Source organism: Natrinema soli (genome assembly GCF_028618695.1).
The window spans coordinates 1-12,610 of sequence record NZ_JAQIVI010000137.1; the positions used below are offsets into that span (position 1 = coordinate 1).

At 63.0% G+C, this 12,610-nt stretch carries 10 protein-coding genes and 3 pseudogenes; 11 read left to right on the forward strand and 2 right to left on the reverse strand.

The window, feature by feature from the left end; all coding sequences use genetic code 11:
* Window positions 1-259 (forward strand): annotated as a pseudogene (locus PGX04_RS09720) (monooxygenase); the annotation flags it as partial.
* A gap of 226 nt (window positions 260-485) precedes the next feature.
* Here PGX04_RS09720 and PGX04_RS09725 read toward each other — a convergent pair.
* Complete coding sequence (locus PGX04_RS09725) at window positions 486-809, reverse strand: hypothetical protein (protein ID WP_273738317.1); 324 nt, start codon at window positions 807-809, stop codon at window positions 486-488.
* A gap of 242 nt (window positions 810-1,051) precedes the next feature.
* On the opposite strand from PGX04_RS09725, the gene PGX04_RS09730 reads away from it, so the two are divergent.
* Window positions 1,052-1,558, forward strand: a complete 507-nt coding sequence (locus PGX04_RS09730; protein WP_273738318.1) for a hypothetical protein — start codon at window positions 1,052-1,054, stop codon at window positions 1,556-1,558.
* A gap of 33 nt (window positions 1,559-1,591) precedes the next feature.
* Complete coding sequence (locus PGX04_RS09735) at window positions 1,592-2,347, forward strand: ABC transporter ATP-binding protein (RefSeq protein ID WP_273738319.1); 756 nt, start codon at window positions 1,592-1,594, stop codon at window positions 2,345-2,347.
* Window positions 2,348-2,398: 51 nt separating this feature from the next.
* Here PGX04_RS09735 and PGX04_RS09740 read toward each other — a convergent pair whose 3' ends face one another.
* Window positions 2,399-2,800 carry an acyl-CoA thioesterase gene (locus PGX04_RS09740; RefSeq protein ID WP_273738320.1) on the reverse strand — a complete coding sequence of 134 codons (402 nt, stop codon included), beginning with the start codon at window positions 2,798-2,800 and terminating at the stop codon, window positions 2,399-2,401.
* Here PGX04_RS09740 and PGX04_RS34110 point away from each other — a divergent pair.
* The 8 genes and pseudogenes from PGX04_RS34110 (at window position 2,786) to PGX04_RS09780 (ending at window position 12,266) form a co-directional block, all read left to right on the forward strand.
* On the forward strand, window positions 2,786-3,160 hold the full coding sequence (locus PGX04_RS34110) for a hypothetical protein (protein ID WP_337959458.1): 375 nt from the start codon (window positions 2,786-2,788) through the stop codon (window positions 3,158-3,160). The genes PGX04_RS09740 and PGX04_RS34110 overlap by 15 nt on opposite strands.
* Before the next feature lie 57 nt (window positions 3,161-3,217).
* Window positions 3,218-4,614 (forward strand): annotated as a pseudogene (locus PGX04_RS09750) (SLC13 family permease).
* 127 nt (window positions 4,615-4,741) lie between these two features.
* Entirely contained in the window at window positions 4,742-6,691 is a 1,950-nt protein-coding gene (locus tag PGX04_RS09755; protein WP_273738321.1) for a 3-hydroxyacyl-CoA dehydrogenase/enoyl-CoA hydratase family protein, read from the forward strand.
* Between the two features lie 2 nt (window positions 6,692-6,693).
* Window positions 6,694-7,893, forward strand: coding sequence for a thiolase C-terminal domain-containing protein (locus PGX04_RS09760; RefSeq protein ID WP_273738322.1), 1,200 nt, complete (start codon window positions 6,694-6,696; stop codon window positions 7,891-7,893).
* Window positions 7,890-8,414, forward strand: coding sequence for a Zn-ribbon domain-containing OB-fold protein (locus tag PGX04_RS09765; protein WP_273738323.1), 525 nt, complete (start codon window positions 7,890-7,892; stop codon window positions 8,412-8,414). Before PGX04_RS09760 ends, PGX04_RS09765 begins: the two co-directional genes overlap by 4 nt.
* Window positions 8,411-10,036: a long-chain-fatty-acid--CoA ligase gene (locus tag PGX04_RS09770; protein ID WP_273738324.1), complete on the forward strand. Its 1,626-nt coding sequence runs from the start codon at window positions 8,411-8,413 to the stop codon at window positions 10,034-10,036. Before PGX04_RS09765 ends, PGX04_RS09770 begins: the two co-directional genes overlap by 4 nt.
* A gap of 380 nt (window positions 10,037-10,416) precedes the next feature.
* A complete protein-coding gene (locus PGX04_RS09775) occupies window positions 10,417-11,178 on the forward strand; it encodes an IclR family transcriptional regulator (RefSeq protein ID WP_273738325.1) in 762 nt (253 codons plus the stop codon).
* Window positions 11,179-11,442: 264 nt separating this feature from the next.
* A pseudogene (locus PGX04_RS09780) lies at window positions 11,443-12,266 on the forward strand (transposase).
* Window positions 12,267-12,610: the final 344 nt, after the last annotated feature.

Genomic DNA, 12,610 nt, shown 5'->3' on the forward strand with positions numbered 1-12,610 from the left:
GATCGACGCGAAGACGGAAGCCGTCGCCCGCGACGAGGTCGAACTGTTCGCCGCGCGCCGCGAGACAGCCGCCGAGTACAACATCGGCGCGGCCGGACAGGCCCTCGAGTACCTCCAGGGCGACGATCCGGTGACGGTGTTGCGAAAGGAGGTCGCCGCCGAGATGGCCGACTCCTTCGAGACGGCGGGCGAGTGGCTCGACGACGCGCCGTACGGCCCCCACGGCACCCCACCGATCGTCTCGACCGGGAACTACTGACTCGAGCGGAGCGAGTTGTCGATTACCATCCTTTCCTTCGTTTCTCGTCGCCCAGACCGGTGTGGTTCTCCCGTCGTCGAGGGGTACGCTCGACGAGCAGCGGGGCCGGCCGTGCCGACCCGATCGTGCCGGAACCGTATCGGTACGCGACGTGCGAAGTGCGGAGTCCGAAATCGGAATCCGAACCGGCGTCGGAAGTCCGACCCGAAAAAAGGGGATCGATCCGTCAGTGCAGGTCCAGCCGCTTCGCGACCCAGTGATCTCGAGCGGCCATCACTAGCTCCTCCTCGTCGGCGAAGTCCGTCGTCTCGGCGACGAACTCGTCCCACTCGCCGTGGGACACCATCTCGAAATCAGCGGTGGAGTCGGCGTCGCTGGGACTCGCTGCAACCATCTCGTCGAAAGAGTCGAACTCGGTGTGTTCGCGCACGAAGGCGTCGTCGAACACGTCGGTGATCGGTATCTCCTCGTCCGCGTCGTAGACGTCCCCCGCGTCCGGAACATCCTCGCGTTGCGTTGCGACCGCTTCGAGATCCGTTTCCAGTGCCATGTCAGCATTCGTCGCCGATACCATGTAAATCCATCTCATCCACGCGCCGATTGCCGAATCGACGCGCGCCAGATCGGATGCGCCCGAGCCGTCGGAGCGTAAATTCGCTAGAACGATGCCACCAGCCGGCCGAATCATTGCGGGTACCCGCCTGTCGTTGGCGAAAAATCTCCTGTTCGAGATTGCGCTCTCGGAGTCTGAAGCGTCCGTCGAAGCGGAATGACGACGAACACGTACGGCGCATGGGACAATGGTCGGTGCGAGGGGAACCGATTTGCGTCCGCCGTCGACGAGAGCGAATCGCGGGCCCGCTCCGCAAGTTCGAGCGATGGCGGAGCGTCCGGTCGGACGGGCGGTGCTCGTCCGGGTGCTGCAACGTATTCACCGACAATCCGGCGGGCGACTCGGTTCACAGACTCGTCTCGGCGAAATTCGTCGAGGAGCGGCTGGCCGAGCGCAGCCTCGGGTTCCAGCTGGAAGCGCGCAGCGGCGATTCGGTGAAAGAGATCCGCTGCCACGCGGCGGAGCACGACCCCGATCTGCTTCGACGGGTGGAAGCGTTCACCGGCTGGCAAGGCCCTCTTCGGGAGTGTCACGCAGGACGTAATACTCTCGGCGGATCGACCGGTGCTCGTCTGCGGCGACGGCCCCGACGACTCCTCGGAGGCATGACGCGCGGAGGCGACGACCAACGGTCGGATCTGTGTTCGGTCGAACGGAGCCTAACCGGGCCGACGTGCGAGGGGTAAGTTTATGCGAGTGGATAGTCAACACCTCGCAAAATGGCGCTACTCGAAGGAGAGAATCTGACGAAGAGTTTTGGGGGAGTCCTCGCCGTTGACGACGTCTCGTTCTCGATCGACCGGGGAGAATCGGTCGGTCTCATCGGTCCGAACGGGGCCGGCAAGTCCACGCTGTTTCGCCTGATTACCGGCGTCCACGAACCCACGGAGGGCCACATCTTCCTCGACGGCGACGAGATCACGGGCAAGGATTCCCACGATATCTGTCACCGGGGGCTCGTCAAGACCCACCAGATCGTCCGTCCGTTCGAACACATGACCCTGCTCGAGAACGCGACCGTCGGCGCCGAGTTCGGCGGCCGCGACGTCGACGATCCGCGGGAGAAAGCATACGAGTCCCTCGAGTTCGTCAGCCTCGACCACCTGGCGCACACGGAACCCGACGAATTGAGCGTCGGCGCGCTCAAGCGACTCGAGATCGCGCGCGTGCTCGCGACGGATCCGGACGTGATGCTGTTCGACGAGGTCGCGGGCGGCCTGGACACCGACGAAACGGAGGCGATCGTCGACCTCATCGGTGACATCAAGGAGAGCGGCAAGACGATCTTCCTCATCGACCACGTGATGCGAGCGCTGATGTCCGTGAGCGAGCGTGTGTTCGTGCTCGACAACGGGCAACTCATCGCGCGGGGGTCGCCCGAGGAGATCCAGAACAACCAGCGCGTCATCGAGGCCTATCTCGGGACGTCAGCCGGTCGGGACCACGACGCGACCGGCCCCGTCGCGGGCGACTGACGGACTCGCGCCCGCGTCACCGGCCCGGTTCGCCGCCCGTCGCGATTTTCCTCACTCGGCGGTGCTCTCGAGCACCATTCTGAGGTCGTCGGGAACGGGAACGCTGCCGTCGCCGTCGACGGGGACGCAGACTCGATACTCCGTGCCCTCGAAGACGACCTCCCCGTCGTGGGTCGCGACGTAGTCGAACCGGACGCTCGCCTCCCCGACCTCCGGTATCAGTTCGATCGCGACCTGGTCGCCGCCGCAAACCTGTCCCGTGAAGTCGAAGTCCATCGAAACGAGTGGCAGACCCAGGCCGCGTTCCTCGGTCAACTCCCAGTAGGGGACGCCGATGTCTTCCATGAACACGTCCGACGTCTCGTGGATCGCGTCGATCATGCGGGGGTAGTGTGCGATACCGAACGGGTCCGTGTCCGAAAAGCGGACGGTCCACACGTGCGTGAAACTCATGCGTCGTCCCGTAGAGATCCGGCCAGGCATTATAAAACCGCGGCGAACGACTGGGACGATCTCCTGGATTCGACTGAGGTAACGCTGATCGGCGCCAGTACGGCCGAAGCGATCCTCCAACTCGACATCGTGCTGGTCTACGAGATTTGCGAGGACTCGCTGGGGTACCCGGTCGATGAACTCGAGGCGCTCTCCGAGGCGGTCGACAAGCCGATCCTCTTTACGGTGCCCGGGCCGTACGAGGCCCTGCGGCACGAGCGCGAGCAGATGGAGTCCTCTTGGCGCTCCGACATTCGATATGGCGAACGCGGGGCGCAGGCCGTGGCAGCGCTGATTGAGTCGATCTCCGGGGAAGAGTAGTCGCCGCGGGCTCGACACCCGAGACAGTTTTACCGTTGTACTGTGAGGGATATGTCAATGACTCGTTCGGACGCGATCGAGACACTCAGATCGCCGCCGTTGGCGTTCTCCTTGGCGGCGATCGTCGGCCTTGCGACGTGGGCGCTCGGCTCGGGATCGACCGCGGCGGCGACGATCCTCGCGATCACGCTCTTCTGTGTCGTCCTCTGGATCCTGACGCCCGTCCCGCCCTCGTATACGGGGCTGATCGGCATCGGGCTGATCGCCGTCACGACCTCGACGGACCTGGCGCTCTCTGGCTTCCAAAAGCCGGCGACGTGGCTCATCGGCTTCGGGTTGCTAATGGGCGAGGCGACCCGGCGCAGCGGACTAGCGACTGCGGCGGGTCGGTGGATTGCGGCCAGGAGCGTTTCGGAGTCGGTTCGGTCCGATCCCGTCCGGACGTACCGTCGGCTGCTCCTCTCGCTCTCGCTCGGCGCTCACGCCCTCGCGCTGTTCGTCCCCTCCGCGCTCGTGCGTATCCTCGTGGTGGCGCCGATCCTCCGGGAGACCGGATCGCTCTTTGACTCCCGGGAAGCCCGCACCGGAATCTACCTCGGACCGCTATTCGCGACCTTTTACGGCTCCGCGGGCAGCCTGACCGCCGACCTCCCGAACATCATCATCTCCGGGTTCGGGGAGTCGCTGGTCGGGCACACTATCTCGTGGTCCGACTGGTGGGTCCACATGTACCCGATCATGGGCATCACTCGCGTCCTGCTCGTCGTGACCGTCGTCTTTCTCCTCTTTCGACCGTCGCCCGACTCGAGCGTCGACATGCCCGAGACAGACGGCGCCGGGATCGGCAGCGTCGAGCGACGAATGCTGGGCTTCCTGCTCGTCGGAGCGTTGATCTGGGCGACCGACTTCGTCCACGGCTTCCACCCGGTGATCGGCGCCGTCGTCGTGGTCGTCCTCGCTTTCCTGCCGGGAATCGGCGTCGTCGACTTCGACGGGATCGGGGGCGATGTCGACTTCTCCATCCTCTTTTTCATCGCGGCCGTGTTCGCGATCGGCGACGGGCTCACCGAGATCGGGTTCACGGACGAGGCGGCCACGTACCTCCTCGACTTCATCCCGACCGACGCGCCGCTCGCGGTGATCCTCGCGTGCGTTTTCTTCATCACGTTCGCGCTGGCGTTCCTGATGGAGGGTTGGCCGTCGCGAGCGTCCTCACGCCGATCCTGATCCCGTACGCGGAGGCAGCGGGCCTCCCGTTCACGCCGATCCTGATGGCCGAGGCGATGGCCCTGAGTTCGTACTTCTTCCCGTACCAGTCGGCAGTGCTCATCGTCATCCTCGCGGAGGGCGAGGTCGAGACCCGGGAAGTGATCCGGACGACGGTCGCCTGCTCCGTTGCCACCATCCTCTTGTTGCTCCCCCTCCAGTTCGGCCTGTTCGATCTCCTCTACTGATCCTCGAGGGGGCCGTCCTCGAATCTCGAGTGGACCCGCAATCGCGCCTCGAGTCGCAATCCGAGGGTGGAGGCGCGATCGACACCTCTCCAAAGATATATAGTATTCAATCACACACAGATTTGTGATGGCAAATGACACTGTAGAGCGCGTAGCAGTGCTGGGTGCCGGTAGCATGGGACACGGTATCGCGGAACTCGCCGCGCTCGGCGGGTACGACGTGACCATCCGGGACATCGACGAGGAGATCGTGACCGAGGGCTACGAGAACATCGAGTGGAGTCTCGAGAAACTCGAGGAGAAGGGACGAATCGACGAGTCCGCCGACGAAATTCTCGGGCGAATCGGGGCGACGACGGACCTCGCCGATGCGGTCTCCGACGCCGACCTCGTCATCGAGGCCGTTCCCGAGCAACTCGAGATCAAGGAAGACACGTTCTCGTCGGTCGACGAGCACGCCCCCGACCACGCGATTCTCGCATCGAATACCTCGAGTCTCTCCATTTCCGATATCGCATCGGCGACAGATCGACCGGACCAAGTCGTCGGACTCCACTTCTTCAATCCGCCGGTGAAGATGGACCTCGTCGAGGTCACCTACGGCGAGGCGACGAGCGACGAGACGGCCGAAGCCGCCTACGAGTGGGTCGAATCGGTCGACAAGACGCCGATCTACGTCCGCAAGGATGTCCACGGCTTCGTCGTCAACACCGTCCTCGTCCCGTTCATGGAGGAGGCCGCGTGGATGCTCTCGAACGACGAAACCACGATCCGGGAGGCCGACGCCGCGATGGTCTACGAACGGGGGTATCCGATGGGGCCGTTCGAACTCAACGACTTCGGCGGTATCGACATCGGCTATCACTTCCGTTCCGAGTCCGACCAGCCGGTTCCGCCGGTCGTCGAGGAGAAAGTCGAGAACGACCACCTCGGGAAGAAAAGCGGCAAAGGCTTCTACGACTACGACGACGGTGACGGCGTCGGCTACAAGCCCGAGGACGCCGGCAGCTACGACACCCTTCGAACGGAAGCCGTCATGATCAACAAGGCCGCCTGGCTCGTCGGCAACGACGTCGCCACGCCCGAGGAGATCGACATCGGTCTCCGGCTCGGCGGCAGTTTCCCCGAAGGGATGTGTCGACGCGGAGACCGCATCGGCCTCGATATCGTTCTCGAGAAACTCGAGTCCCTGTACGAGGAGTACGGCGAACAGCGCTACGAGCCGACCGACTACCTCGTCGAACTCGTCGAGGAGGGATGGACCGGCGAAGATGCTGGGAAGGGGTTCTACGACTACCGGGTCGAACCGCCGTACCACTACATCAACTGGGAACTCGACGACGACGGCGTCCTCGAGGTCGAACTCGACCGTCAGGAGCGGATGAATTCGATGTCCGACGACATGTTCATGGAGATCGAGCGGCTCCTGAACGACGTCGACGTCGACGAGGTCTCCTGCGTCGTCTTCGAGGGGGCCGGCGACCGCGCGTTCAGTTCGGGCGCCGACATCACCGGCTTCACGGCCGACGACCCCGCCGAAATCATGGATGTCGACGAGATGTTCCAGACCGTCTACGAGTTCCCCCGTCCGACCGTCGCGAAGATAGACGGTTTCTGTCTCGGTGCCGGCATCGAACTCGCGCTGGCCTGTGACATCCGCATCGCAACCGAGGACTCGACGATCGGCACTCCCGAAACGAACCTCGGCGTGATTCCCGGCGGCGGCGCGACCCAGCGACTCGTCCGCCTGATCGGCGAGGGTCGAACCAAGGAGATGGTGTTCCGCGGAATGCAGTTCGACGCCGCCCAGGCCGAGGAGTGGGGTATCGTCAACCACGCCGTCGACGACGAGGCGTTTGAGGACCGCGTCGGCGAGATCGTCGACGACCTCGTCTCGGGCCCCCCAGTCGCGCTCAAGGCGGCCAAACGCGTCATCAACGACGGCCAGGACGCCAGTCTCAAGGCGGCACTGGCGATGGAAAAACAGTCCTTCGCGGTACTGGCGACGACCGACGACATGCTCGAGGGCGTGACGGCGTTCAGACGGAACCGCGAACCGCAGTTCGAGGGTGAGTGATCGTGAGCGCTACGACGCGAAACGTCGCGATCGTCGGCGGCGGTCACGCGGACTGGGGCGAGCGCAACGCTACCTGGAAGGATCTGGCTCAGGAGGGCGGGAAGGCCACGTTCGACGCCATTCCCGACGTCGGCCCCGAGGATATCGAGGGACTGTTCGTCGGCACGGTCCAGCCCGAACGGTTCGCCTACCAGTCTCACGTTGCCCCGATGGTGGCGGAACTGCTCGGCATCGAGGTCACCGAGATGACCGCCCGGACGGAGTTAGCCTGTGCGAGCGGGCAGGCCGCACTGCGCTACGCGTGGTTGGCGATCGCCGCGGGTCAACTCGACACGGCACTCGTGCTCGGCGTCGAGAAGATGAACCTCGGCCGCGATTACGTCCCCGAGATGCAGGGGTCGATGGCGAACGTCCTCGACCGGGAGTTCGATGGCGTCAACGGACTGGCCGCGCCGCCGTTTTTCGCGTGGTACGCCCAGCGACACATGTACGAGTACGGGACGACCCGCGAGCAACTCTCGCTGGTCGCGGCCAAGAACAAGAGCAACGCCGCCAAGACCGACTTCGCCCAGTTCCGAAAGGAGATCGACCCAGCGGACGTCCTCGAGTCGCCCGAAATCGCGCCGCCGCTCCATCTCTTCGACTGCAGCGGGATCACCGACGGCGCCGCGGGCGTGATCCTGATGAGCGAAGAGAAGGCTCGCGAGGTCACCGACACCGCGGCCTGGATCACGGGCAGCGGCCAGTCCTCGATGGCGGGGAACTCGATTAACAACCTGCCCTCGTTTTCCGGCTGGCCCCAGGCCCGGAAAGCGTCGCAGAACGCCTACGACCAGGCGGGAATCGAGGATCCCCTCGAGGAGATCGATATCGCGGAGATCCACGACTGCTTCTCGATCAGCGAGATCATCGAGTACGAGGAACTGGGCTTCTGCGAGCGCGGCGAGGGCGGCCAGTTCATCGAGGACGGTCGCAGCCACATCGACGGCGACGTGGCGGTCAACCCGCGGGGCGGCCTGCTGGGCTGTGGCCACCCGCTGGGCGCGACCGGCGTCTCGCAGGCCCTCGAAGTAACGCACCAGTTCCAGGGCGAGGTATCGACCGAGAGACAGGTAGACGACCCGGAGACTGGCCTGATCCACAACCTCAGCGGCAGCGGGTCGGTCCACAGCGTCATGACCCTCGCGAGGGATCCACAATGAGCGATACGTCTGATTCGAACGGCGGAGAGGGAGAGCGCGACCGCGTCTCGGTTCCAAAGGAGATCGAGCTGCCGCGATTGCTCGATTTCTACGAGCTCCAGACCGACGACCATACGAAGATCCATGAGTTCTACGACAACCTCCGGGACGGCCGGTTGACCACGACACAGTGTACCGACTGCGACGCGACCCACTACCCGCCTCGCATCGTCTGCCCCGAGTGTACGGGCGACGACCTCGACTACGTGGATCTCCCCCACGAGGGCGAACTGTTCGTGTTCTCGGAAGTGCGGGGCGGCCTCCCGATGGGGCTGGCCGAACACGACGTGCCGTTCGTCGTCGGGGTCGTCGACCTCGGTCCCGTCAAACTGTCGGCGCGGATCGACGATGCCTCCTACGGCGACCTCGAGATCGGGGACCCGGCCTCACTGAAGATCGTCGAGATCGACGGTCCTACCGTCGAAGATCGGGTTTTTTACCGGTTCGAGCCGGCCGATGTCGACGGGGGTGACACGCAATGAAGCACTACGAACTCACACTGCAGGTCATGCTCGAACGGGCTACTGACCTGTTCGGCCACAAGGAAATCGTCTCGGAACTGCCCGACGGAACGACCCACCGGTACACGTACGACGACGCCTACGACCGGATCGGGCAGCTGGCGAACGGCCTCGACGAGCTCGGCGTCGACGCCGGCTCGCGCGTGTCGGTGATGGCGATCAACCACTACCGTCACTACGAACTGTACTTCGGTCCCGCCTGCAGCGGCCGGAGCATCCACATGACCAACCACATGCTCCCGGACGAGCACCTCGTCGAGATCGTCAACGAGGCCGAGGACGAGGTCGTCTTCGTCGACCCGGAGTTCGTCGAGACCGTCGAGCGCGTCGCCGACGAGTTCGAGACCGTCGAACACTACGTGATCCTCGACGACGAGGTGCCCGAAACGGACCTCGATCCGGTCTGCGCCTACGAAGACCTGCTGACGGGCCAGGATACCGACTACGACTGGCCCGACCTCAACGAGGACGACGAGGCGGGGATCTGCTACACCTCCGGGACGACGGGGCTGCCGAAGGGGGCGGCTTACTCCCATCGGGACCTTTACCTCCACACGCTCACGCACGGCCACGTCGACGTCTTCGAGATCGGCGAGAACGACGCTGTGATGCCCGTGGTCCCGATGTACCACGTCAACGGCTGGGGGCTTCCCTACTCCGCGACGATGTCCGGTTCGAAGCTGATCCTGCCGGGCCCCGAGACCGACGCCGAGGCAATCGCCGAACTCATCGACCGCGAGGAGGTGACCGTCACGGCGGCGGTGACGACAGTCTGGCTCGAGATGGCGGAGTTCTACGACGAGCGCGACGACGTCGGACTCGAGAGCCTCGACCGCGTCCTCATCGGCGGCACATCGCCGCCGGAGTGGCTCATGGAGAAGTTCGACAAAGAGATCGACGCGCCGATCCACCAGGGGTACGGGATGACCGAGGCGGCGCCCCATCTGGTCAATACGATGACGACGACCGAGGTCGCCGACCTCCCCGAGAGCGAGCGCTACCAGCAGCAGATGAAACCCGGCATCCCGGCGCCCGGCGTTCAAATTCGGCTGCGGGACACGAGCGGCGACCCGGTCCCCCACGATGGGGAATCGACCGGCGAGATCCAGGCTCGGTCGCCGTGGCTCATCGACGAGTACTACGCTCGCCCCGAGGAGACCGAGGCCTCGTTCACGGAGGACGGCTGGTTCAAGTCAGGCGACGTCGGAACTATCGACGAGTACGGCTACCTCGAGGTCGTCGACCGCCTCGACGACGTCATCAAGAGCGGCGGGGAGTGGATCTCCTCGCTCGAACTCGAGAACGAACTCATGGCCCACGACGCCGTCGTGGAGGCGACGGTGATCAGCGTCGAACACCCGAAGTGGGAGGAGCGTCCGGTCGCTTACGTCGTGGCCTCGGCGGACGAGGTTTCCGCCGACGAACTCCGCGAGCATCTCCTCGAGCGGTTCCCGAAGTGGTGGCTCCCCAACGAGATCCTCTTCTGCGAGTCGATCCCGAAGACGACGACCGGAAAGTTCGACAAGAAAGTCCTGCGCGACGAGTTCGTCGACGAGTACGGCTCGTTGCCGCTCGAGGAGTAGCTCGAGAACCCGACTTCGACCGCCTCTCTTCTGCCGACCGCTTCCCGATTCGCACTCATTCGACGATGCCGCCTCGAGGGACCCCTGTTCTCGGACTGTCCAATATCCATGGACGAGCGGATTCGTCTTCCCATTCCTCGAGTCGAAACGACAGCGGGGCGTCGCTCGAGGCGAGTTGATTTACACCCTTATCGTTGTAATTACTCTGCTGGAACTGCCGGTATTTCGTCGATTACGTTCAACACTAGTGGACGGGAGCGGACGAGATTTTCTCTGCGTGCCCGTTCCCACTAGCGCTTCGGATCGAGGAGGAGCACGGACGAGCGATTTTCGTCCAATATAATCGAACGGTTTATCGGCGAGCAGTCGAACGTACGGATATGACCGGGAGAACGTCCACGATGTCGTCGGTCCTCAGAGCGTTCACCGTCCTCGAGACTCTGGGGGAGGTCAACGGCGCGGGACCGTCCGAGCTCGCTGCGCTGCTGGACATCCCGAAGAGTACCGCGCACGCGTACCTCCGTACGCTCGCGGAGACGGGGTACGTCATCAACGACGGCGGCGAGTATCGGCTCAGCTACCGGTTCCTCAAGACCGGTTCCCAGATCAAGCACCAAAACGGCCTCTTCCAAGTGTCAGAGGAGTTCCTGAAGGACCTCGCCGAACAGACCGGCGAGCTCGTGTCGCTGGCGGTCGAGCAATCAGGACAGGCGGTGATCCTGCACAAGACGTTCGGCGAGCGCTCGCTCGAACTGGGCATTTACGCTGGGATGACGATACCGCTGCACACGAACGCAACGGGAAAGGTGATTCTCGCGCACCTCCCAGACGAGCGAACCGACGAGATCATTGAAACGCGGGGATTGGCGCAGGTGACCGACGAGACGATCACCGACGAGGGTACGTTACGGGCGGAACTGGACGAGATTCGAGAGCGAGGGTACGCCGTGGACTGGAACCAGCAGGTCACCGGAATGGGACTCATCGCCGCACCCATCCTCGTCGACGGCCGACTGGACGGTGCCATCGGCATCGTCAGCCCGACGGGTCGGATCAGGAACGACAGCTACCAGCGGACGCTCCTCCAGAAGTTACAGGAGACGATCGATTCGATCACGATCAAGCACCGGTACGGACCGTAAGCGTCCGGAGCCGGCTGGTTCGCCCCGCTCTCGAGCGATCGAACCCCTGCCGCCCTAAAGAGAGTTCGAGGGTGGACTCACGGATTTTCTAGGAATCCTGGGCGCGGAGGTCTTCGGTAACCAGAATGAGAACGGTCACGAACTTCTCAATCTGATTACTCGGTCATAGGACTAGTACTACAACTAACTGCTGTGTTGAATAGCGGTCTAATCGGCTGAGATCATGGAGTAAAAGGATGAAGGCGAGGAAATCGTCTCTTGTCTCTGGAGGTCGATCTCCTCGGCTTCGTTGAGCAGTGTCGCACTTAGCCAAACAAGCGTTAGGGAAGCACGCGGGCGAGCCCGCCAGCGGAGGGTTCGCCCGCTGGGTCCATGTCGTCCTACACTGTCTTCGGCTCGAAGAAGACCACAGCTACCGCGAAACGCCGAATCGGCTGAAGTACCTGGCCGAGATTCGTGACGTACTCGGCTTAGATCGGGACGATCTGCCAGAGTACACGACGATCTACAAATCGTTCGACCGGCTGAAAATGTGGGTGTGGCGGGCGTTGCTACGCGTTTCAGCGCAGTAACACCCGCAGTCTGAACACGCAGCTCCCGACAGCATGTTCTTCGACCGCCGCTCAGCCACCTCATACTACCGCCAGCGGTCTGGAAGTGACATGCAGACGCTGAAAGTGACGACAGTAACTGATGTAGAATCGCTCGCTATTCTCGACGTGCACATCTCAGCACGGTGGAAACACGATACGAAGACTGGGCCGCAGGTCGTCCGCGTTCCGGCGGACGACCTGCTGTCCGTCTCGGCTGACAAAGCCTTCCACAACTGGCACACCAAGTACGAATTCTACGCGCTCGGTGTCGAACCGCTCATCTTACAACGCGGATCGAGATCACTCACGGTAGGACATAATGCGCTTATCCGGGCAAAAGGCCATTCACAGCGCTGGATGGCCGAAACTTCCTACTCGACGACGAAGCGCTCGCTCGGCGACGCCGTGCGAGCGCTGGGCTGGTATCGACAGTTCCGTGAGATCGTCCTCATGTTCGCCATCGGCAATATAGAACCGCTCTGTGAGCCACTCTAGCCGTGATTCAGCAGCTATTCAATACGACAATATTTTCTAGGATTGGGAGGTCCGATTTGGACATCAATCTTGGATCATCCGTTGGTCATTAGACTTGAGAAGGGATGCTCGATGAGGAGTCCATTTGTTATCTGTATTCGCGCATAACTATGGCACCGCTCTCGCGTAAATGAGCATCGCTGAGTTGCTACACTTGACAATCGGTACAGAAATGGATCTCCATCGGAACCATACCGCGAGCTTCGGAATCAGTGATACAAAACTAGAAGCGACTGATTTCTCACTGACGACGCGCGGGCTACACCGATATCCCATCTAAACCGGTGCAACAGGTGCTTTCAGCG

What these genes read in the sequence shown, in the direction of transcription:
- PGX04_RS09725 (WP_273738317.1), bottom strand. Translation starts at nt 809, where the DNA reads ATGGCACTGGAAACGGATCTCGAAGCGGTCGCAACGCAACGCGAGGAT.
- PGX04_RS09730 (WP_273738318.1), top strand. Translation starts at nt 1,052, where the DNA reads ATGGGACAATGGTCGGTGCGAGGGGAACCGATTTGCGTCCGCCGTCGA.
- PGX04_RS09735 (WP_273738319.1), top strand. Translation starts at nt 1,592, where the DNA reads ATGGCGCTACTCGAAGGAGAGAATCTGACGAAGAGTTTTGGGGGAGTC.
- PGX04_RS09740 (WP_273738320.1), bottom strand. Translation starts at nt 2,800, where the DNA reads ATGAGTTTCACGCACGTGTGGACCGTCCGCTTTTCGGACACGGACCCG.
- PGX04_RS09755 (WP_273738321.1), top strand. Translation starts at nt 4,742, where the DNA reads ATGGCAAATGACACTGTAGAGCGCGTAGCAGTGCTGGGTGCCGGTAGC.
- PGX04_RS09765 (WP_273738323.1), top strand. Translation starts at nt 7,890, where the DNA reads ATGAGCGATACGTCTGATTCGAACGGCGGAGAGGGAGAGCGCGACCGC.
- PGX04_RS09770 (WP_273738324.1), top strand. Translation starts at nt 8,411, where the DNA reads ATGAAGCACTACGAACTCACACTGCAGGTCATGCTCGAACGGGCTACT.
- PGX04_RS09775 (WP_273738325.1), top strand. Translation starts at nt 10,417, where the DNA reads ATGACCGGGAGAACGTCCACGATGTCGTCGGTCCTCAGAGCGTTCACC.